The sequence below is a fragment of the Paraburkholderia elongata genome, from assembly GCF_013177735.1.
Taxonomy (GTDB): domain Bacteria; phylum Pseudomonadota; class Gammaproteobacteria; order Burkholderiales; family Burkholderiaceae; genus Paraburkholderia; species Paraburkholderia elongata.
This window is the reverse complement of sequence record NZ_WOEZ01000070.1, coordinates 29,053-49,381: the sequence shown is the minus strand read 5'-3', so window position 1 is coordinate 49,381 and position 20,329 is coordinate 29,053. Positions and strand designations below refer to the sequence as shown.

Genomic DNA, 20,329 nt, shown 5'->3' with positions numbered 1-20,329 from the left:
CGCGGATCCGGCGCGCAACGGTAAAATGCGATCTTTGACGCTGCCCGGCTGCTCACACTATGTACAAAGTCATTGCCACGGATCTCGACGGCACGCTGCTCAACGCCGATCACCAGGTGGACCCGTTCACGATCGCCACCGTGCGTAAACTGGAAAGCGACGGGCTGCACTTCGTGATCGCGACGGGGCGCCACTACTGCGACGTCGCAAGCATTCGCGACCTGCTGGGCATCAACTCGTATCTGATCACGTCGAACGGCGCGCGCATTCACGCGCCAGACAACACCGTGATCCACGCCAATGATCTGCCTCCCGCCATCGTGCAGCGACTGGTGCTGCCTGAAATCACCGGCGCGCATGGCCGTGTGATCGTCAACCTGTTCGCCGACCAGGCGTGGTTGATCGACCGGGATGCACCGGACCTGCTGAAATTCCATCAGGATTCCGGCTTCACCTACGAGGTAACCGATCTGCCGAAGCACGACGGCCTCGACATCGCGAAGGTCCTTTACATCGGTGAGCCCGCCGATCTCGCGCAAATCTCGGCCAACCTGGCGCGCGAATTCGGCGACGCGCTATACGTCACCTATTCGCTGCCGGATTGTCTGGAAGTGATGACGTCGAATGTATCGAAGGGGCGCGCGTTGCAAATCGTGCTCAAGCGCCTCGGCGTCGCCGCCTCGCAATGCGTGGCGTTCGGCGACAACATGAACGATATCGACCTGCTGGAGACAGCCGGCCATCCGTTCATGATGAACAACGCCAATCCGGATCTCATCACGCGTCTGCCAGACGTGCCGCGCATCGGCAACAACTTCGAAGCGGGCGTCGCGCGCCATCTGCGCAAACTTTTCTCACTCGACGACGAACTGATGTCCTGAAAAACGGACAGCCGCGCCCGTACTCGCGGCTTACATCTGCATTACCCGATTAATCAGCGGAGCTCGCGGAAGCGCCCGCCGCAGCCACAGAAGGGGCGCCGGGCAACGCCGCGCACGGGCAATCCGCAGTGCGGCCGTTCAGTCCCTGCCGGTCAAGCTTGAAACTGGCGTGGGCCGTGCCGTTTTGCCAGTCGAGGCGAACAATATAGATACTGTCGAAGTCGTCGCTTTGCCAATTGGGGACATCGGTGGCATTGCCTCCATGTGTGCTCATCATCTGGCGCAACAACTTCACGATCAGCTTGTGCTCCCACGCAATGACAATCAGCTTGTTGCGATTGGACGGATTGATGAGCGCCGTGCCGAGTTGGTCGATTTGGGCGAAGCCGTACGGCGTTTGCACCGGCATCTGGAATTGAATGGCGGTCGGCTCGATGGTCGCAAGCGGCCGAATATAGTAATAGGGATGGCCGCCGTCGTCCTTTTGCTGGCCGGGATCGGGTGCATAGATCGCATCCGGTTTGCCGAACTTGGCGGCGATCACTGCCGGCAAGGCCAGCGCACGGTTGAGCCCCTGGCAATTGAGTTGGCCGTAACCCTTGGCGGGTTTCTCGCCGTGGCGCACGAATACGAGCGTTTCGGTATTGCTGTCCGCAGCATGGGCTGCGGGTAACGTCAGCACGCCAGCACACAAACCGCCGATGGAGAGTGCGACGCCATGCAGGAATCCGCGGAAACGGGTCATCGGTAGTACCTGTGCGAGCTTGGGAAGTCGCACGATTCTAGCAGCGGGCCCTTGGCAGGCCACTGGGCCGCTCGCACCGTGCGCACAAAAACAAAACGGGCGCCGTAGCGCCCGCTTTGACTGCCTGGGATACGCACACCCGGCACACCCGGCACACCCGGCGCACTCGCTGATTAGTCGAGCGCCAGTTCCTGCGAATTGCCGCGGCGGCTTTCGGCGATGAACGGATACAGCACGCCGGCGATCACCGCGCCGATAATCGGTGCGACCCAGAACATCCACAGCTGATCCACCGCTGCGCCGCCAACGAACAGCGCCGGGCCGGTCGAGCGCGCCGGGTTGACCGACGTGTTGGTGACCGGAATCGCGATCAGGTGAATCAGCGTTAGGCACAGGCCAATGGCGATCGGCGCGAAACCAGCCGGCGCATGCTTGTCGGTCGCGCCGAGGATGACGAACAGGAAGAAGCCGGTCATTACCACTTCGCAAATGAAGGCGGCCGAGAGCGTGTAATGGCCCGGCGAGCGCTCACCGTAACCGTTGCTGGCGAAACCGCTGGCGACGAGGTCGAAACCTGGCTTGCCCGAGGCGATCAACGACAGCACCAGCGCACCCAGCACCGCGCCGATCACTTGCGCGACGATGTACGGCAGCAGGTCGCGAGCCGGAAAGCGGCCGGCGACGGTCAGGCCGACGCTCACCGCCGGATTCAGGTGGCAGCCGGAGATGTGGCCGATCGCATAAGCCATGGTCAGGACAGTGAGGCCGAACGCGAGCGCAACGCCCACGAAGCCGATGCCCAGACCGTGAACCGGGCCGGCGAAGTTAGCGGCGAGGACGGCGCTGCCGCAGCCCCCGAGCACGAGCCAGAAGGTGCCGAACAGTTCGGCAGCAAGGCGTTTTGACAACTGCATGATTGGTAATCCTAAAATGTTTAACGCCTGGAGTGGCATGAGTGCTAAGCGCAGATGCATGCCTTTGAGCGCGCAATTCTAGGGAAAGACAGCCAGATTAGGTGTCAAGAATTGTCAATGCGGAGCCGCCTTTACCTATTATTACGCGATAAAGATCTCATTTTACAATTCATCGACGTTTAATAATTATCAGATGATTTCTTCCTAAATCGGTATTATTGTCCATTGCGAATTCTTATAATTACAGCTAGTCTGCGAACGAATGAGTTCTAGAAAAGGGGAGAACCGAAATGTCTCAATATGCAGACCTCAAGGCGCAGATCGCCAAATTGCAGGCACAGGCAGATGAAGCCCGCCGTACTGAAGTCGACAATGTTGTCGCCGACATCCGCCAAAAGATCGCTGAATACGGTCTGACCGCGCAAGACCTCGGCTTTGCGGTTGCCGCACGGCGCGGACGCCCGCCGAAGAAGGCGCCGCTGCCGGCCAAGTACCAGGATCCGAAATCGGGCAATACCTGGAGCGGGCGCGGCAAACCGCCAAAGTGGATTGTCGGCAAGAATCGCGAACGCTTTCTGATTGGCGCGGCTTGAATGCCCTGCCGGTGGAGGCGAAAGCCAACTGAAGGTTGATCGGTGCCGGGTTGTTAATTCGCGCCGCGCTAATCCGGGATGGAAGCGCATCCACACTTGTATTAAAAAAGCCGCCCTTGAAGGGCGGCTTTTTCGTTGTGGAAGCGGGTTAACTCCTGCTAACCACTCGCGCAAACGATTCACCAGGCAAACTTACGCATGATTGGCGTGCGAATCGCAAAGCGTCGTAAGCGGCAGAAGCACGACTTAAGCGGCTGAGCGCATAAAACGTCAGCCACTCAAGAACGTTGCTCAACCCACCGCCACCTGGCGCAGCACCGGGCGGCGCGTCGCTTCGATCAGTGCCGAATAGCCGTCAACGTAATTCTGAGCCATCGTTTTCGAGCTGAAGCGGCGTTCGAACTGCGCGCGAATCTCCGTGCGCGACAGTTCGTCCAGACGCTGCAGCGCGGCCACCGCACCTTGAACGTCCTCGACAATGTAGCCGGTCACGCCGTGGTCGATCACCTCCGGCACCGAACCGCGGTTGAACGCGATCACCGGCGTGCCGCACGCCATTGATTCGATCATCACCAGGCCGAACGGCTCCGACCAGTCGATCGGGAACAGCAGCGCCTTGGCGCCTGAGAGGAACTCGGGCTTCTGCGCCTCGTTGATTTCGCCGACGAACTCCACGTGCGCCATGGAGAGCAGCGGTTCGATTTCCTTCTTGAAGTATTCCTGGTCGACCTTGTCCACCTTGGCGGCGATCTTCAGCGGCAAACCGCTTTGTGCAGCGATTTTGATAGCTGTATCGACGCGCTTCTCCGGACAGATACGACCGAGGAAGGCCAGATATTCCGGCTGTTTGTGCGTCTGCGGCGTGAGCAACTGCTCCGGCAGGCCGTGGTAAATCGTGTTCAGCCAGTTGGCCTGCGGCAGCGGCGCGCGCTGCGAATCCGAAATCGATACCACCGGCACATTCGAGAATGCGTCGAACACCGGTTGCAGTTCCGGCAAGTCCAGACGGCCGTGAAGCGTCGTCACGAACGGCGTGTCCATGGTGGTGAAGAGCGGGAACGGCATGTAGTCGAGGTGGAAGTGCAGCACGTCGAACTCATGCGCGACCCTGCGCACCTTTTCCATCATCAGGACATGCGGAGCCAGCGCGTCGCGGATCGTCGGGTCGAGGCGCAGCGCACGAGGCCAGCAGGCGTCGAGGTTCGCGGAGGTGACCGAGTCGCCGCTCGCAAACAGCGTAACGTCGTGGCCGAGGTCGACCAGCGCTTCGGTCAGATACGAGACGACACGTTCAGTGCCGCCGTAGAGTTTCGGCGGGACAGCTTCATACAACGGCGCAATTTGTGCGATTCGCATGCGTTTTCTCCTGTTCAAAACGGCTTCGCACAGCGGCGCTCAATTAGAGCGAGGAGCGAATGCCTGACGGACGGTTGGGCGCGGTAAGCCGCCGCCCGGGGGTGTTCCGAAGCTGTGCCGGGTAATCCCCTAGGTGCATTATCAGGATCGGACGCGCGAATTCGAGTTATTTTTCAAACACTTAAAGTTGTTACAGCGCGAAACATGATGCGTTACAGGTCGGCAGGAGGCTGTCCCGATAGTCGGGAAGCAGGGCTGGGTGGAGATCCAAACGCTGGGGGAACACGAGCAAGGGCCGGTCTCGGAACTGGAGCGCGGACCCTACACCACGCGCATTGTGCAGAAGTGAAAACGTCTTATAATTCTTTCTCACCGCAGCAAGGTGCGGGCCGTGAGTCACTCAGGACTCACCATTTAGTTCACATTTCTGCTGAAGATTTATCCAAAGCGCATCGCGAATCCCAAGCTACACGCCGCTTCGCCTGCTACAGCCTTCTTTCTGATCCCCTCCGTGTAGGACAAATTCCTACACGAATGACGGATTAATCCGTCAAACAGGCTGGGTGTCTGTCCGATTTTCGTCTGCTCCCCCTTTCGACACAATGCTCGCAAGACCAGAAACGAGCCGATTCGTGCGGTTTAAGTACGCGCGTTCAAGCAAACGTTTCCGTAACGGCCTGACCAGCCAGATACACCCCGGGGGAATCATGAGCGCGACAAGCGAAATGCTCAATGAGATCAGAGAAGTCAACCTGTCTTATCTCCTGCTCGCGCAACGTTTGCTGCGCGAAGACAAGCCGATGGGCATGTTTCGCATGGGGATTTCGGACCAGCTAGCCAGCGTGCTCGCCAATCTGTCTTTGGCGCAGACCGTGAAGCTGGCGGCGTCCAATCAGGTGTTGTGCCGTTTCCGTTTCGATGACCATGCCGTGCTGTCCGCCCTGGCGGACAAAGGCAAATCCAGCGCCGTGGCTCAGGCGCATTCCGCGATCCTGATGGCAAGCCAGCCAGTCGAGCAACTCGGCTGATGGCAGCTTGTAGTTCAAATAAAGCGATCAGGACGGGGGAAATGCAGGCGGATGGCATCTAAAAGTGTTGTGCAGGAAGTCAGGGAAATTACCTTGGCCATCGAGTTGATCGAACTCGGCGCGCGGTTGCAATTGCTGGAAGCTGAAACCAGTCTGTCGCGCGACCGGCTGATCAAGCTGTACAAGGAACTGAAAGGGGTGTCGCCGCCCAAGGGCATGTTGCCGTTTTCGACCGATTGGTTCATGACCTGGCAGCCGAACTTTCACTCATCGCTGTTCTATAACATCTACCGTTTCATGGCCGACCACGGCGGCTGTCTGACGATCCAGTCGATCGTGAAGAGCTACCGGCTCTATCTGGAACATGTCCAGTTGCACGACGACGAGCCCGTGCTCAGTCTCACGCGCGCCTGGACGCTGGTGCGCTTCTTCGACTCCGGAATGCTGCAAATGACGGCCTGCTGCCGGTGCGGCGGACATTTTGTCGCGCATGCGCACGATCCGCAGCACGCCTTCGTCTGCGGGCTGTGCCAGCCGCCTTCGCGCGCAGGTAAGACAAAGAAATTTGCCGACGCCCGGGCCCGCGAAAGCCTCGCTGCGCTCGCGGCTTGAGCCGCAGGGCGGGATCGGCGCGCGGCTCGCAACCCGGCATGCACGTTCGCAACCGCCATTCGGCGGACCTTCCGGCCCTATCTGCCGATGCCGGGCTCGGCCTGGCTGGTTTAACCCGCCTCTGGTTTACACCGGAGCGACGCGCCGCTTTTCCGTCAAAGTTTTCTGCTCCGTTGCCGTAAACCAGATTAACGACGGTCACCGTCGCTTCTTTGTGAGGGCTCGGCAGTGCTGATTTTCGTGGGAACACTCGTGACGCTTTTGTCCGTTTTCGGCGGTTACATGCTGGAAGGCGGTCATCTTGGCGCGCTGCTGCAACCCGTCGAAGTGCTGATGATTGTCGGCGCCGGCGTCGGCGCGTTCATTCTCGGTAACGGGATGAAGACGATCAAGGCGACGCTGCGCGTCATTCCAACCCTGTTCAAGGGCGCGAAGTACAACAAGGACGTCTATATGGAGCTAATGGCGCTCCTTTACGTCCTGCTGGCCAAGGCACGCAAGGAAGGCACGCTGACGCTGGAAGCCGACATCGACGATCCGTCGAAGAGTCCCATCTTCACGCAGTACCCGAAGATTCTCGCCGACAAGCACATTATCGAGTTCCTGACCGACTACCTGCGTTTGATGGTCGGCGGCAACATGAACGCGTTCGAGATCGAAAGCCTGATGGACGAGGAGATCGAGACGCATCACCAGGAAGGCGAAGCCCCGGCGCACGCGCTGACCAAGGTCGGCGACGCCATGCCGGCATTCGGGATCGTGGCCGCGGTGATGGGCGTGGTGCACACCATGGCCTCGGCCGACAAGCCGCCGGCGGTGCTCGGCGAGATGATCGCCCAGGCACTGGTCGGCACCTTCCTCGGGATTCTGCTTTCGTACGGACTGATCAGCCCGCTCGCGAGCGTCGCCGAACAGCGCGTGACCGAGTCGACCAAGATGTTCCAGTGCATCAAGGTGACGATTCTCGCGAGCCTGAATGGCTATGCGCCGGCTATTGCCGTCGAATTCGGCCGCAAGGTGCTCTTCTCGACTGAACGCCCGTCGTTCGCCGAGCTGGAAGAGCACGTGCGCCGCGTCAAAGCCAAGTAACGGGCGCCGGGAACCGATTCGATGAGCAAGGACAAAGACCGCGCGATTGTCGTCAAGCGCTCCGCGCCGGCCAAGAAAGGCCACCACGGCGGGGCGTGGAAGCTCGCGTATGCGGACTTCATGACCGCGATGATGGCGTTCTTTCTGCTGATGTGGCTGCTGAGTTCGGCCTCCACCGTGCAGTTGAAGGGCATTGCCGACTACTTCAACCAGCCGTTGAAGATCACGCTGTGGGGCGGCGATCGCAGCGCCGAGGACTCGAGCATTCTGAAGGGCGGTGGGCGCGACATTTCGACCGACGCGCAGGGCATCACGCGTTCCACCGACGGCTCGAACAGCCGCGCCGAGCGCACCGCGTCCCGTAACAACGAGGACTCGGCCAAGCAGTTGCAGGGCGAGCTGGAACGCCGCGAACAGGTCCGTCTGCACGATCTGCAGGTCAAGCTGATGGCCGCGATCGAAGCGAACCCGGTGCTGCGCCAGTTCAAGCAGCAGATCCGCATCGACTCGACGCTGACCGGTCTGCGCATCGAAATCGTCGACTCGCAGAAGCGGCCGATGTTCGCGACCGCGCGGGACGTGGTTGAGCCGTACATGCGCGACATCCTGCGCGAAATCGGCCACACGCTGAACGACGTGCCGAACCGCATCATCGTGCAAGGCCACACCGACGCCGTGCAGTACGCCGGCGGCGAGAAGGGCTACAGCAACTGGGAACTGTCCGCGGACCGCGCCAATGCATCGCGCCGCGAGCTGATCGCCGGCGGCATGGACGAAGCGAAGGTGATGCGCGTGCTCGGCCTAGCGTCGACGCAGAACCTGAACAAGGCGGACCCGATGGACCCGGAAAACCGCCGCATCAGCATCATCGTGCTGAACAAGAAGTCGGAGGAGGCGCTTGACCATGACGACTCCACCACGACCACCCTGTCGGACGACGCAGCCGGCTCCAAGCCGCTGCTGCAAAGACTTGCGCAACCGGTAACGGTTGCACCGAAGGCGCCGACGATAGCGCCGGCGGCCCAGTAACAGATAGCGATCGCCTGGCCGGACCCGGCGCCCATGTGGCGCGGACAGCCCGGCGATCCATAGCGTAAGTGCAGCGAGGTTTTCATGATCAGGCACATTCTGGCAATCGACGATTCGGCATCGATGCGGCAACTCCTCGCCGCCACGTTGACGACGGCCGGCTATGAAGTGACGCTCGCGGCGGACGGCAACGAAGGGCTCGAAAACGCGCTCGCCATGTCGTTCGACCTCGTGCTGACCGACCAGTACATGCCGGGCAAGACCGGCCTCGATCTGATCGCCGCACTGCGCGGCAACCCGGCTTACCAGGCCACGCCCATCCTCGTCCTCACGACGGAATCGGGCGAGCCGTTCAAGGAAGCGGCACGGGCTGCGGGCGCGACCGGCTGGATCGAAAAGCCGCTCGACCCTGACATGCTCACCGAGCTGGTCGCGGCATTAGCGGAAGCGGACCAGGCATGAACGCTCCATAAGCGCCACTTTTTACACAAGTTATAGAAGCTCTCGACGCGGCGGCACGGCAGCCCAAGCCTAGACAGGAACTTTCGCGGTGACCCAGGCATGACACTCGACATCACTCAGTTCTATCAGACGTTTTTCGACGAAGCGGACGAACTGCTCGCGCAGATGGAGCAGTTGCTGCTCAATCTGGATATCGCGCACCCGGACCCCGAAGACCTCGCAGCGATTTTCCGCGCGGCGCATTCGATCAAGGGTGGCGCGGCGACGTTCGGCTTTACCGCGCTGACGGAAACAACCCACATTCTCGAATCGCTGCTCGACCGCGCGCGCAATAACGAACTCGTGCTGCGCAAGGACATGATCGACACGTTCCTCGAAACCAAGGACGTGTTGTCGGGCCAGCTCGCCGACTATCGCGCGAGCGCCGAGCCGGATGGCGCTGTCGCCCGGGCGATCTGCGCGAAGCTCGAACAATTGAATGCGGAAAGCCGCGACGGCGGAGCACCGGTAGCAGCACCGGCAGTCGCGCCAGCAGCAGAAGTAGCAGTAGCGGTACAAACGCAAGCAGGTCAAGGCGGCACCCCGCCCGAGCATGTCGTCGAACAGGCGGTGCAGGCGGCGGGTGAATGGACTGACGGCGAACCGGCACAGACCGGGCAAGCCGCGGGCGCCGGTGAAGAAGCCGGCCCCCATCTGAAAATTACGCTACGGGGCGTAGGTGAGAAGGACCAGGAACTGCTGGCCGAAGAGCTCGGCAACCTGGGCAACATCGTCGGAAAGGTCAAAAGCGGCGGCGAACTGACGCTGTGGCTCCAGACCGATGTGACCTCCGACGACATCATCGCCGTGTGCTGTTTCGTGATCGACGAAAGTCAGATCTCGATCGGCCGCGGCACCGCACCGGCGGACGAGACGCAGCAAGGCGAACCTGGAACGCCGGACGCTGCCGTTTCAACCCCGGCGCAAGCGGCACAGACGGCACAAGCAGTACAGACGGTACAAGCGGAGCAGGCAGCATCGTCGGCACCGGCGGCCCACACCGCTGCGCCCGCTCAAGCCGCCGCCACGCACGGACTGTTCGACGCCGCGGCGTCGCCGGCGACTACCCCGGCGCCCGCCGCCGCTGCACCCGCAGCGGCGAGCAGCGCAGCATCAAGCGTGGCTGCGCCCGCCGAACAGGACCGTAAGGCAGCGGCGCGTCCGGCCGCGGCAGCAGGCGGCGCGGAAGGCAGCTCGATTCGCGTTGGCGTCGAGAAGGTCGATCAGCTGATCAACCTGGTCGGCGAACTGGTGATCACGCAGGCGATGTTGGCCGAGACCACCAGCACGTTCGATCCGGCGCTGCACGATCGCCTCTTCAACGGCATGGCGCAACTCGAGCGCAACGCGCGCGATCTGCAGGAAGCCGTGATGTCGATCCGCATGATGCCGATGGATTACGTGTTCAGCCGCTTCCCGCGTCTGGTGCGCGATCTGGCGGCGAAACTCGGCAAGGAAGTGGAGCTCGTCACCTTCGGTCAGGCGACCGAACTCGACAAGAGCCTCATCGAACGGATCATCGACCCGTTGACTCACCTCGTGCGCAACAGTCTCGACCACGGCATTGAAACCGTGGAAGCGCGGCGTGCGGCGGGTAAGGATGCGACCGGCCAGCTGGTGCTGTCGGCCGCGCATCACGGCGGCAACATCGTCATCGAAGTAAGCGACGACGGCGCCGGTTTGCGCCGCGACAAGATTCTCGCGAAGGCCGCAAAGCAGGGCATGCAGGTCAGCGAAAGCATGAGCGACGATGAAGTCTGGAACCTGATCTTCCTGCCGGGCTTCTCGACGGCGGAACAGGTCACGGACGTCTCGGGCCGTGGCGTCGGCATGGACGTGGTGAAGCGGAACATCCAGTCAATGGGTGGTCACGTGGAAATCACCTCGCATGCGGGCAAGGGCAGCACCACGCGCATCGTTCTGCCGCTCACGCTGGCGATTCTCGACGGCATGTCGGTCAAGGTCGGCAACGAGATCTTCATTCTGCCGCTGAACTTCGTGATGGAGTCGCTGCAACCGCGAGCCGAGGACATCTATACGGTGGCGAACGGCGAACGCGTGGTGCGCGTGCGCGGCGAATATCTGCCGCTCGTCGCGCTGCATGAAGTGTTCACCGTCGAAGGCGCCAAGCAGGAACCGACGCAGGGCATCGTCACAATCATGCAAACCGAAGGGCGCCGTTTTGCGATGCTGATCGACGAGCTGGTGGGGCAGCAGCAGGTGGTCGTGAAGAATCTGGAAACGAATTACCGCAAGGTGCACGGCATTTCCGCCGCAACCATTCTCGGCGACGGCAGTGTCGCGCTGATCGTGGACGTGGCGGCGCTGAACCGGGAAACCCGCCACGCGCATGGCGCGATGAGCCTCGCATGACACTCGTAGAACTCACTCAACTTATTTCATCCCAACCGTTTGGGGGCTAACGTGGCAGAAGTCCAATCCATCAATTCGAGCGTCGCGAACGCGAGCGGTACGAATGGCCGCCGCGACGCGCAGCAGGCAGACGCCGGCGGTCAGGAATTCCTCGTCTTCACGCTCGGCGCCGAAGAGTACGGCATCGACATTCTCAAGGTGCAGGAAATCCGCGGCTACGACAACGTGACGCGTATCGCCAATGCGCCTGAGTTCATCAAAGGCGTGATCAATCTGCGCGGCATCATCGTCCCGATCGTGGACATGCGTATCAAGTTTCATCTGGGCCGCGTCGAGTACGACCACCAGACCGTCGTGATCATCCTGAACGTCGCGCATCGCGTGGTCGGGATGGTGGTGGACGGTGTGTCGGACGTGCTGACGCTCGCTACCGACCAGATCATGCCGGCGCCGGAATTCGGCGCCACGTTGACGACCGAGTACCTGACGGGGCTGGGCACCGTCGACGGCCGCATGCTGATCCTGATGGACATCGAGAAGCTGATGACCAGCCGCGAAATGGCGCTGATCGAAAACCTCAGCGCTTAAACATCAGTAAGCGACTGTTGCACGAACGAGAGACTGGAAAGGGGGCGCCAAGATGCTGAGCAGGTGGTCGATTCGCACATCGTTGACGATGGTGGGGATCATTCTGGTTGCGCTGACCGTCGTGGTCGGCGCGCTTGGTCTAACCGCGTTGAACGGCGCGAGCCAGTCGCTCGACCGTATTGCGCGCGGCGACCTGGTCGCTATTCACGCGCTCGACGAGGCGTCGGCGTACCTGTTGCGTTCGCGCGTGACGCTGGACCGCGTCACCGCCTTGAGCACCGCTGGCGACGCCGAGCAGGCGAAGACGGCGCTCGATCGTGCGCAGGTGCTGCTCGGCAAGTCAAACGAGAACTGGCAGGCGTTTCTCAACGCACCGAAGAACGGCGTTGACCAGGCGCTGGTCGACGATCTGACGGCGCGCCGCGCGACCCTGACGCGAGACGGCGTCGATCCGGAGTTCGCCGCGTTGCGCGCGAACGATCCGGCGGCCTATCACGCGATCGCCGATACCAAGATCCCCCCGGTGTTCCTTGCGTACGACAACGCTGCGTCCGCCGTCATCAAGGGGCTGCAGCAACACGCGGTAGATCAGCAGGCGAGCGCGCAATCGAATATCTCGCTGATGACGACGCTGATCATCGGCGTCACCGTGCTCGCGCTGCTGGTGGTGGTGGGCATCCGCTTTGCACTGCGCGGCCTGATCGTGCAGCCGCTGAACGATGCGACGGCGTGCTTCGAACGGATCGCCTCGGGCGATCTGTCCGAGACGATCGAAGTATTCAGCCGTAACGAAATCGGCCGCCTGTTCGCCGGCATCAAGCGGATGCAGGACAGCATGGCGACGATGGTGAAGGCGGTTCACAGCAGTACCGAATCGATCGACACGGGCGCGCGCGAAATCGCGATGGGCAACACCGATCTCTCGCAACGCACCGAGCAGCAGGCCGCGTCGCTGCAGGAAACGGCGTCGAGCATGGAGCAACTGACCGGCACCGTGCGCCAGAACGCTGAGAACGCGCGCCAGGCGAGCCAGCTGGCTGTCAATGCGTCGGATATCGCGACGCGCGGTGGCGACGTGGTGAGCCAGGTCGTCACGACGATGCAGGACATCGCGACCAGTTCGAACAAGGTCGTCGACATCATCGGCGTGATCGAAGGCATTGCATTCCAGACCAATATTCTCGCGCTGAACGCGGCGGTCGAAGCCGCGCGGGCAGGCGAGCAGGGCCGCGGTTTCGCGGTGGTCGCGGGCGAAGTTCGCAGCCTCGCGCAGCGCAGCGCCAGCGCCGCGAAGGAAATCAAGGAACTGATCGGCGACTCGGTCGACAAGGTGCAAAGCGGCTCGGCGCTGGTCGGCCGCGCGGGCACCACGATGGACGAGATCGTGCAGGCGGTGCGCCGCGTGACCGACATCATGGGCGAAATCAGCGCGGCTTCCGAAGAGCAGTCGGGCGGCATCGAACAGGTGAATCGCGCGGTCGTGCAGATGGACGAAGTGACGCAGCAGAATGCCGCGCTGGTCGAACAGGCTGCGGCTGCGGCGGCTTCGCTCGAAGAGCAGACGCGCCAGTTGCAAACGGTGGTGAACGGCTGGAAGGTGGCCGGCGGCCAGGCGCGCAGCACTGTGACGGCGGCCCGCCCGCAAGCTGCTGCACGTCCGAACGGCAGCAAGAGCGGCAGCCAGCGCGCGCAGTCGGCAAAGGCAGCGGCGCAAGCGCCCGCACACACTGCAGCGCACCCGGCAGCAGGTAAGGCGGCAAGCACGGCAACACATGCGGCACATGCAACTCATGCAGCACCGGCTTCTGCCACCCATGCGGCCGGCACCACACGTGTCGAACCGGCTCTCAAACCGAAGACGGCCCGCGCCGCATCCGAATCCGCAGCACGTCCGGCCCAGGCAGGCGCTGCGACGGCAGGATCGGACGCGGACTGGGAAACGTTCTAGGAAGTGGCACAAAGACATGCGGTCATTCGGCATCTCGCTCCATGAGGGGCGAATCATCGAAGCACGCTTACAAAGCGTGTCGCGGGCCGACTGCGTGTTGGCAGAACTCGCGGGCGGGCGCGACCCCGCGAACACAATCCCTTTCGGCAGAAGCAATCCTTTTGACGAAAAGCCGGATGGCTCGTATTGCAGGCAGGAACTCTCATAATGGCAACGCGCGCACAGCAAGGTCCGCAGCCGGCACGCCCGCAACCGGCACGTCCCGAACGGGCGGAACCGGCTAGATCCGGGGAGCAAGGACGGGATTTCGAATTCACGTCGGCGGATTTCGCTCGTATTCGCGATCTGATTCATCGCAGTGCGGGCATTTCGCTGTCGGATCACAAGCGCGACATGGCGTACAGCCGTCTGGCACGCAGGCTGCGCGCCCGTGGTCTTGACACCTTCAAGCAGTACCTCGATCTGCTCGAAGCGGAAAACGATCCGGCCGAGTGGGAAGCGTTCACCAATGCGCTGACCACCAACCTGACCGCGTTCTTCCGCGAAGCGCATCATTTTCCGATCCTCGCCGAGTTCGTGCCGCGCCGCGCGCAGCCGGTTTCGGTGTGGTGCTCGGCGGCCTCGACCGGTGAGGAGCCGTATTCGATCGCGATGACGCTGATCGAAGCGCTCGGCGATAGCGGCGCGCGTCAGGCCACCGTGCTCGCCACCGACATCGACACGCAAGTGCTGGCGAAAGCCGAAGCCGGCATGTATCAGTTCGACCAGGTGAAGCACCTGTCGCCCGAGCGGCTCAAGCGCTTCTTCCTGAAAGGCACCGGCGCGCACGCCGGCATGGTCAAGGTGCGCCCGGAAGTGCGCGCGATGGTGCGCTTCGAACAACTGAATCTGACCGATCGCGATTACCAGCTGCGCTCGCAGTTCGACGCGATTTTCTGTCGCAACGTGATGATCTATTTCGACAAGCCGACGCAGGCGCAGGTGCTCGCGCGTTTCGAGCCGCTGATGAAATCGGGTGGCTTGCTGTTTGCCGGCCACTCGGAAAATTTCACCTATGTGACGCAGGCGTTCAAGCTGCGCGGCCAGACCGTCTACGAACTGACGCGTGACGCAGGCGCCGCCGCGCGCACGCCGGCACGTACGCCGAACCATGCGAGCCATGCCGGCAACATTACGACAAGCGGGGTGGCCGCATGAGTGCCAGTCTGCCGATCGCCAACAATCTGTACTTCGACAACCACTTTCAGCGCCCCGGCGTGAAGCTGTTGCCGAACGAGTTCTACACGACGAGCGAAGACATGGTGCTCGTCACCGTGCTCGGCTCATGTGTCGCGGCCTGCATTCAGGACCGCACTGCGGGTATCGGCGGCATGAATCACTTCATGCTGCCCGACGACGGCGCGGATGTCGCGCAAGCCGCGTCGGATTCGATGCGCTATGGCGCGTATGCGATGGAAGTGCTGATTAACGAACTGATCAAGGCCGGTGGCCGGCGCGAGCGCTTCGAAGCCAAGGTGTTCGGCGGCGGAGCGGTGCTGGCCGGCATGACGACGATGAACATCGGCGATCGCAATTCGGAATTCGTGCGCCGCTATCTGGCGCTGGAAAAGATCCGCATCGTCGCAGAGGATTTGCAGGGAAATCATCCACGCAAGGTCGCCTTTATGCCGCGCACCGGCCAGGTGATGGTAAAGAAGTTGCGCCTGCAGCAGGAAGCGGGGGTGGCCGAGCGTGAACAGGCGCTGGTGCGGCAAAGTGCCGAAGCGCGCGCCGAGCGGCTCGCGGCGGCGCGCAAACGGGTCGAGTTGTTCTCGACGCCGGCTGCCACGCGGCCCAAGGTCGAACTGTTCGGCACCGCAGCAGGCGGTGCGGGCGCTGGTGCATCGAAGCCGCGCATCGAGCTGTTCGGCGCAACCCCGCGCCCGATTAATTCAAACAACGCCAGAACTACAGAGGAGGCGTGAGCGCTGTGCAAAAGATCAAAGTACTGTGCGTCGACGATTCGGCGCTGATCCGCAGCCTGATGACGGAAATCATCAACGGCCAGCCGGACATGACCGTCGTGGCAACCGCGCCCGACCCGCTGGTCGCGCGCGATCTCATCAAGCAGCACAATCCGGACGTGCTGACGCTCGACGTCGAAATGCCGCGCATGGACGGCCTCGACTTCCTCGAGAAGCTGATGCGTCTGCGGCCGATGCCGGTCGTGATGGTGTCGTCGCTGACCGAGCGCGGCAATGAAATCACGCTGCGCGCGCTGGAGTTGGGTGCGGTCGACTTCGTCACCAAGCCGAAGGTCGGCATTCGCGACGGCATGCTCGATTACTCGGAAAAACTTGCCGACAAGATTCGCGCCGCGGCCCGCGCACGGGTGCGCCAGGCCGCGCCGGTGCATCACGCGGCCACGCATCCCGCGCATGCGCCCGCCGCCGCCGCGCCGCTCTTCAACAACCCGCTGCTCAGTACCGAGAAGCTGATCATCGTCGGCGCATCGACGGGCGGCACCGAAGCGATCCGCGAAGTGCTCGTGCCGCTGCCGCCGGATGCGCCTGCCGTGCTGATCGCGCAGCATATGCCGCCGGGTTTCACAAAATCTTTTGCGCAACGCCTTAATGGTTTGTGCCGGATTACCGTTAAAGAGGCAGAGCACGGCGAACGCGTGCTGCCGGGACATGCGTATATCGCGCCCGGCCACGCTCACCTGTTGCTGGCCCGCAGCGGCGCGAACTATATTGCCCACCTGTCGGACGAACCGCCGGTGAACCGGCATCGGCCGTCGGTCGACGTGCTGTTCCGTTCGGCCGCGCAGCACGCGGGCAAGAACGCGGTCGGCGTCATCCTGACCGGGATGGGGCGCGACGGCGCCGCCGGACTGCTGGACATGAAAAAGGCGGGGGCGTACACCCTCGCGCAAGATGAAGCGAGCTGTATCGTGTTCGGCATGCCGCGCGAAGCCATTGCGCTCGGAGCCGCGGACGAAATTGCGTCGCTGCCGGAGATGAGCCGTCGCGTGATGGCGCGTCTGTCGTCGATGGGGGACCGCGTACAGCGGGTATGATGCGCGCCGTGTGGATTGAACTGGCGGTCATGCGCCGCGTCATGGATCAAGCAAAGGGAATGAAATGGATAAGGGAATGAAGATTCTGGTGGTTGACGACTTTCCGACGATGCGCCGGATCGTTCGCAACCTGCTCAAAGAGCTCGGCTACTCGAACGTCGACGAGGCGGAAGACGGTCAGGCCGGCCTCGCGCGTCTGCGCAGCGGCACCTACGACTTCGTGATCTCCGACTGGAACATGCCGAACCTCGACGGTCTGGCCATGCTCAAGGAAATCCGCGCCGACGCCAACATCGCGCATCTGCCGGTGCTGATGGTGACGGCCGAGTCGAAGAAGGAAAACATCATCGCGGCGGCGCAAGCCGGCGCGAGCGGTTATGTCGTCAAGCCGTTCACGGCCGCGACGCTCGACGAGAAGCTCAACAAGATTCTCGAGAAGATGGCCAAGACCGGGAGCTGATGTGAATCTGCCGACCAACGCGCAAGGCGCCGAAGCGGTGAACGAGAGCGGCGACTTCGCGTCCGATCGCATCCTCGCCCGCATCGGCCAGTTAACACGCACGCTGCGCGACTCGATGCGTGAGCTCGGGCTCGACAAGCATGTCGAGCGTGCGGCGGAAGCCGTGCCCGATGCTCGCGACCGTCTGAAGTACATCGCGAACATGACCGAGCAGGCCGCCGAGCGCGTGCTGTCCTCGATCGACATCGCCAAGCCGATTCAGGAGCAGTTGCGCCAGGACGCGGGCGAGCTCGATGCGCGCTGGGAAAAGTGGTACGCGGCGCCGATCGAGCGCGAAGAAGTGCGCGCGTTGATGAACGACACGCGGACCTTTCTGCGCGGCGTGCCCGAAGCGACGAGCGCGACCAACGCGCAGCTAATGGAGATCATGCTGGCGCAGGACTTCCAGGATCTGACCGGCCAGGTCATCAAGAAGATCACGGACGTCGTGTACCTGATCGAGCAGCAGCTGCTCGGCGTGCTGGTCGAGAACATCGCGCTCGAGCGGCGCGAGCAGTTCGCGGCGACCGCGGCGGCGCTGGCGGCCGAACCGTCGTCCACCGGCAGCCCCGAACACCTGCTGAACGGTCCGCAGATCAAACCGGAAGGCAAAGCGGACGTGGTGCAGGATCAGTCGCAGGTCGACGATCTGCTGGCGAGTCTCGGCTTCTGACCTGGCGCCCGCCCGCAAGGACGTGAGGCTGGAGCGCCTGATCGGTATGGGCAGCAAGGCACGCTCCGGCGTGCGCTTGCTGTCTACCGACACAAACCACAGGCATACTACGGGCTCAAGCAGCGGCACGGCTTTCTGGTGAGAGACAGTCACCGGTCGGTGGCACGGTGAGGCGTCCCTTCAAAGTGCGACCGCAGCAGTGCCGTATGATCTGCATACATGCGGCCGGTTCGCACGAGGTGCGAGCCGAGCCGCAGCAGCTCGGGAGGAGCCTTGTCATGTGGAGTCATGTACGTCGCGCCGGGTTCGTGATGGCGCTTGCATTACCCTGTTCGCTGTCAGCCGTGCAGTCCGCCTATGCGGCACTGGGCGGCGCCCCGATGACGCCCCCTGGGGATGCGTCGGTTTCTTCCCGCACCGTGCAGCCCGGCACCAGTTCGGCAACGGCGGCTCAAAGCGTGATGCGTTCTGCATCTAGCGCGGCCTCTTCCACCTCGGCTTCCACGTCCTACACCGTGCGTGAAACCACGCTCGGCAACGGCACGGTGGTGCGCGAATACCTCGCCGCGGACGGGTCGGTGTTCGGCATCGCATGGCGCGGTCCGCAAATGCCGGATCTCAACGATCTGCTCGGCAGCTATTTCCCGCAGTACGTCGCCGGCGTAAAAGCCGTGCGCGCGGCGCGCGGAGGCGCTCGTGGCCCCGTTGCGGTCGACCAGAGCAACCTCGTGGTCCGCTCCGGGGGCCACATGGGCGGGTTCAACGGTCAGGCCTGGTTGCCGCTGGCGTTGCCCGCCGGCGTCAGCGGTTCCGACATCCAGTAAGGGCGAGGACGAACGATGCGAACCATGCAAAGTGCTGTGAAGCTCAAGGGCTGGATGCAGGCCGTCCTGGCCGTGGCGTTGGTGTCCCTCGTGGCCGCCTGTGGCGGTGGCGGCGGCGACAGCGGTTCAAGTAACAATTCGTCGAGCGTGCTGAACGGCGGCTCGCTGCCGCCCAGCCCGACCCAGCAACCGATCGCCGCGACTGCGGCGAACACCGTGCCGATTACGGTCGGCTTTGGCGTGAAAGGCGTAATCAACATTCCGACGGTTAGCGTGACCGTTTGCCCGCCGGGCACGACGTCTAATTGTCAGACCATCAACAACATCCAGGTTGATACTGGTTCGTTTGGGCTGCGTCTGGTCAGTTCGGTGGTGAATACCTCGTCGCTACCGATCAGTACCCTAGCCAGCGGCGCGCAACTCGCGGAATGCGCAACTTTCGCCGACGGCTACACGTGGGGCACAGTGCGCCTCGCGACCGTGCAGGTTGGCGGCGAGACGACGACCACGGGCATCCCGATACAAATCATCGGCGATTTGGCTTCGAGTACGGCGCCGCCGAAGGGGTGTGGCAGCGGTCCGGCGAACAACACCGCCTCCGATCTCGGCGCCAACGGCATTCTCGGCATCGGCACGGCGCCCACCGATTGCGGTGCGACCTGCGCGAACGCGTCAACCGCCGCCAATAACAGCAATTATTTCGCGTGTCCGGGCGGCACCTCCTGCGCCCGTACCGCGGTGCCGCTCAACCAGCAGGTCGCCAACCCGGCCGCGCACTTTGCCACAGACAACAACGGCGTAATCGTGCAGATGCCGCCGGTGTCGAATACCGGCGCGTCATCGGCCACCGGCACGCTGGTGTTCGGGATCCGCACGCAGTCTAACAATCCGCTGGCGGCCGCGCAGACCTTCGCCACCGATACCTCCGGCGACATGACCAATAGTGTCTATAGCGGCACGACGGTGACGGCGTTCTTCGACTCGGGATCGAACGCGTACTTCTTCGCCGACAACTCGCTCGCGCTGTGCTCCAGTAATTTCGCCGGGTTCTATTGCCCGTCGTCCGCGCAGACCCGGTCGATTACCCTAGCCGGCCTGAATAGCACGAAAGCCAGTGTCAGCATCGGCATCCTGAGCGCGGCCACGCTGTTCGGCAACAGCAGCAACTATGCGTTCAACGATCTGGCAGGGCAGATTGGGGGCAGCAGCAGCTTTGATCTCGGCTTGCCGTTCTTTTATGGCCGGTACGTGTACTACGGCTTCGATCAGACGGCGAGCGGCGGTCCGGCGCCTTACGTCGGCTTTTGAGGCACAGGGCGCAGGCGTAAGCACCGCTTGGCCACCCGCGCGAAATCGCGCGGGTGGCCGCTGGCCATAGTCCGTTCGGCTTGCCACGGTTAGCGGTCGGCCCCTGACAACTGCGCGCGGTTTGCTGCCGGTAGCCCGCCACACGTAGCGCGTCACCTTTTAGCCCGCGCCCCATCACTTGGGCGGAATCTCCTCGGCCCCGCCAGCAAGCCCCGCCGCGCCGCTTGCCGGCTGTTCCATCCCTCGAAATACCCCCCTTTCTCCGCCCTTATCCGCCGATCGTCGCTTGCGTCGAGCGGGAATAATCGCT

Annotated in this window: 20 protein-coding genes; 17 read left to right on the top strand and 3 right to left on the bottom strand. The window is 62.7% G+C overall.

Annotated features, from left to right (window positions below; translation table 11 throughout):
- Window positions 1–59: 59 nt before the first annotated feature.
- Window positions 60–881, top strand: a complete 822-nt coding sequence (locus GNZ13_RS14175) for a Cof-type HAD-IIB family hydrolase (RefSeq protein WP_172165168.1) — start codon at window positions 60–62, stop codon at window positions 879–881.
- 49 nt (window positions 882–930) lie between these two features.
- On the opposite strand, the gene GNZ13_RS14170 is transcribed toward GNZ13_RS14175, so the two are convergent.
- Window positions 931–1,626 (bottom strand): histidine phosphatase family protein, encoded by a 696-nt coding sequence (locus tag GNZ13_RS14170; protein ID WP_172165165.1) that lies wholly within the window; start codon window positions 1,624–1,626, stop codon window positions 931–933.
- A gap of 173 nt (window positions 1,627–1,799) precedes the next feature.
- The gene (gene aqpZ, locus GNZ13_RS14165) at window positions 1,800–2,540 is read right to left on the bottom strand and encodes an aquaporin Z (protein ID WP_172165162.1); all 741 of its coding nucleotides are present in this window, start codon (window positions 2,538–2,540) and stop codon (window positions 1,800–1,802) included.
- A gap of 290 nt (window positions 2,541–2,830) precedes the next feature.
- On the opposite strand from aqpZ, the gene GNZ13_RS14160 reads away from it, so the two are divergent.
- Complete coding sequence (locus GNZ13_RS14160; protein ID WP_172165159.1) at window positions 2,831–3,133, top strand: H-NS histone family protein; 303 nt, start codon at window positions 2,831–2,833, stop codon at window positions 3,131–3,133.
- Between the two features lie 291 nt (window positions 3,134–3,424).
- Here GNZ13_RS14160 and GNZ13_RS14155 read toward each other — a convergent pair whose 3' ends face one another.
- Complete coding sequence (locus tag GNZ13_RS14155) at window positions 3,425–4,489, bottom strand: glycosyltransferase family 4 protein (protein WP_172165156.1); 1,065 nt, start codon at window positions 4,487–4,489, stop codon at window positions 3,425–3,427.
- 707 nt (window positions 4,490–5,196) lie between these two features.
- Between GNZ13_RS14155 and flhD the strand changes: the two genes are divergently transcribed.
- The 15 genes from flhD to GNZ13_RS14080 all read left to right on the top strand — a co-directional run bounded on the left by flhD (window position 5,197) and on the right by GNZ13_RS14080 (window position 20,019).
- Entirely contained in the window at window positions 5,197–5,517 is a 321-nt protein-coding gene (gene flhD / locus GNZ13_RS14150) for a flagellar transcriptional regulator FlhD (protein ID WP_268959154.1), read from the top strand.
- Window positions 5,518–5,568: 51 nt separating this feature from the next.
- Window positions 5,569–6,129, top strand: coding sequence for a flagellar transcriptional regulator FlhC (gene flhC, locus GNZ13_RS14145; RefSeq protein WP_172165150.1), 561 nt, complete (start codon window positions 5,569–5,571; stop codon window positions 6,127–6,129).
- A gap of 228 nt (window positions 6,130–6,357) precedes the next feature.
- Entirely contained in the window at window positions 6,358–7,218 is an 861-nt protein-coding gene (motA, locus tag GNZ13_RS14140) for a flagellar motor stator protein MotA (RefSeq protein ID WP_172165147.1), read from the top strand.
- A gap of 21 nt (window positions 7,219–7,239) precedes the next feature.
- Window positions 7,240–8,247 (top strand): flagellar motor protein MotB, encoded by a 1,008-nt coding sequence (motB, locus tag GNZ13_RS14135; protein WP_172165144.1) that lies wholly within the window; start codon window positions 7,240–7,242, stop codon window positions 8,245–8,247.
- Window positions 8,248–8,331: 84 nt separating this feature from the next.
- Complete coding sequence (locus GNZ13_RS14130; protein WP_172165141.1) at window positions 8,332–8,709, top strand: response regulator; 378 nt, start codon at window positions 8,332–8,334, stop codon at window positions 8,707–8,709.
- Window positions 8,710–8,808: 99 nt separating this feature from the next.
- The gene (gene cheA, locus GNZ13_RS14125) at window positions 8,809–11,121 is read left to right on the top strand and encodes a chemotaxis protein CheA (RefSeq protein WP_172165138.1); all 2,313 of its coding nucleotides are present in this window, start codon (window positions 8,809–8,811) and stop codon (window positions 11,119–11,121) included.
- Between the two features lie 51 nt (window positions 11,122–11,172).
- A complete protein-coding gene (gene cheW / locus GNZ13_RS14120; protein WP_172165135.1) occupies window positions 11,173–11,709 on the top strand; it encodes a chemotaxis protein CheW in 537 nt (178 codons plus the stop codon).
- A gap of 52 nt (window positions 11,710–11,761) precedes the next feature.
- Window positions 11,762–13,657: a methyl-accepting chemotaxis protein gene (locus tag GNZ13_RS14115; protein WP_172165132.1), complete on the top strand. Its 1,896-nt coding sequence runs from the start codon at window positions 11,762–11,764 to the stop codon at window positions 13,655–13,657.
- 204 nt (window positions 13,658–13,861) lie between these two features.
- Window positions 13,862–14,854, top strand: a complete 993-nt coding sequence (locus GNZ13_RS14110) for a CheR family methyltransferase (protein WP_407945631.1) — start codon at window positions 13,862–13,864, stop codon at window positions 14,852–14,854.
- Window positions 14,851–15,621 carry a chemoreceptor glutamine deamidase CheD gene (gene cheD, locus GNZ13_RS14105; RefSeq protein WP_172165126.1) on the top strand — a complete coding sequence of 257 codons (771 nt, stop codon included), beginning with the start codon at window positions 14,851–14,853 and terminating at the stop codon, window positions 15,619–15,621. Before GNZ13_RS14110 ends, cheD begins: the two co-directional genes overlap by 4 nt.
- 5 nt (window positions 15,622–15,626) lie before the next feature.
- A complete protein-coding gene (locus tag GNZ13_RS14100) occupies window positions 15,627–16,715 on the top strand; it encodes a protein-glutamate methylesterase/protein-glutamine glutaminase (protein WP_172165123.1) in 1,089 nt (362 codons plus the stop codon).
- A gap of 64 nt (window positions 16,716–16,779) precedes the next feature.
- Window positions 16,780–17,175, top strand: coding sequence for a chemotaxis response regulator CheY (gene cheY, locus GNZ13_RS14095; protein ID WP_172165120.1), 396 nt, complete (start codon window positions 16,780–16,782; stop codon window positions 17,173–17,175).
- A gap of 1 nt (window position 17,176) precedes the next feature.
- A complete protein-coding gene (gene cheZ, locus GNZ13_RS14090) occupies window positions 17,177–17,887 on the top strand; it encodes a protein phosphatase CheZ (RefSeq protein WP_172165118.1) in 711 nt (236 codons plus the stop codon).
- Between the two features lie 278 nt (window positions 17,888–18,165).
- Window positions 18,166–18,711, top strand: a complete 546-nt coding sequence (locus GNZ13_RS14085; protein WP_172165116.1) for a DUF2844 domain-containing protein — start codon at window positions 18,166–18,168, stop codon at window positions 18,709–18,711.
- Window positions 18,712–18,726: 15 nt separating this feature from the next.
- Window positions 18,727–20,019, top strand: coding sequence for a DUF3443 domain-containing protein (locus GNZ13_RS14080; RefSeq protein ID WP_172165114.1), 1,293 nt, complete (start codon window positions 18,727–18,729; stop codon window positions 20,017–20,019).
- Window positions 20,020–20,329 lie beyond the last annotated feature (310 nt).

Excerpts from the sequence above, each read along its gene's own strand:
- GNZ13_RS14175 (WP_172165168.1), top strand. The coding sequence starts at position 60 with ATGTACAAAGTCATTGCCACGGATCTCGACGGCACGCTGCTCAACGCC.
- GNZ13_RS14170 (WP_172165165.1), bottom strand. The coding sequence starts at position 1,626 with ATGACCCGTTTCCGCGGATTCCTGCATGGCGTCGCACTCTCCATCGGC.
- aqpZ (WP_172165162.1), bottom strand. The coding sequence starts at position 2,540 with ATGCAGTTGTCAAAACGCCTTGCTGCCGAACTGTTCGGCACCTTCTGG.
- GNZ13_RS14160 (WP_172165159.1), top strand. The coding sequence starts at position 2,831 with ATGTCTCAATATGCAGACCTCAAGGCGCAGATCGCCAAATTGCAGGCA.
- GNZ13_RS14155 (WP_172165156.1), bottom strand. The coding sequence starts at position 4,489 with ATGCGAATCGCACAAATTGCGCCGTTGTATGAAGCTGTCCCGCCGAAA.
- flhD (WP_268959154.1), top strand. The coding sequence starts at position 5,197 with ATGAGCGCGACAAGCGAAATGCTCAATGAGATCAGAGAAGTCAACCTG.
- flhC (WP_172165150.1), top strand. The coding sequence starts at position 5,569 with ATGGCATCTAAAAGTGTTGTGCAGGAAGTCAGGGAAATTACCTTGGCC.
- motB (WP_172165144.1), top strand. The coding sequence starts at position 7,240 with ATGAGCAAGGACAAAGACCGCGCGATTGTCGTCAAGCGCTCCGCGCCG.
- GNZ13_RS14130 (WP_172165141.1), top strand. The coding sequence starts at position 8,332 with ATGATCAGGCACATTCTGGCAATCGACGATTCGGCATCGATGCGGCAA.
- cheA (WP_172165138.1), top strand. The coding sequence starts at position 8,809 with ATGACACTCGACATCACTCAGTTCTATCAGACGTTTTTCGACGAAGCG.
- GNZ13_RS14115 (WP_172165132.1), top strand. The coding sequence starts at position 11,762 with ATGCTGAGCAGGTGGTCGATTCGCACATCGTTGACGATGGTGGGGATC.
- cheD (WP_172165126.1), top strand. The coding sequence starts at position 14,851 with ATGAGTGCCAGTCTGCCGATCGCCAACAATCTGTACTTCGACAACCAC.
- cheY (WP_172165120.1), top strand. The coding sequence starts at position 16,780 with ATGGATAAGGGAATGAAGATTCTGGTGGTTGACGACTTTCCGACGATG.
- GNZ13_RS14085 (WP_172165116.1), top strand. The coding sequence starts at position 18,166 with ATGTGGAGTCATGTACGTCGCGCCGGGTTCGTGATGGCGCTTGCATTA.
- GNZ13_RS14080 (WP_172165114.1), top strand. The coding sequence starts at position 18,727 with ATGCGAACCATGCAAAGTGCTGTGAAGCTCAAGGGCTGGATGCAGGCC.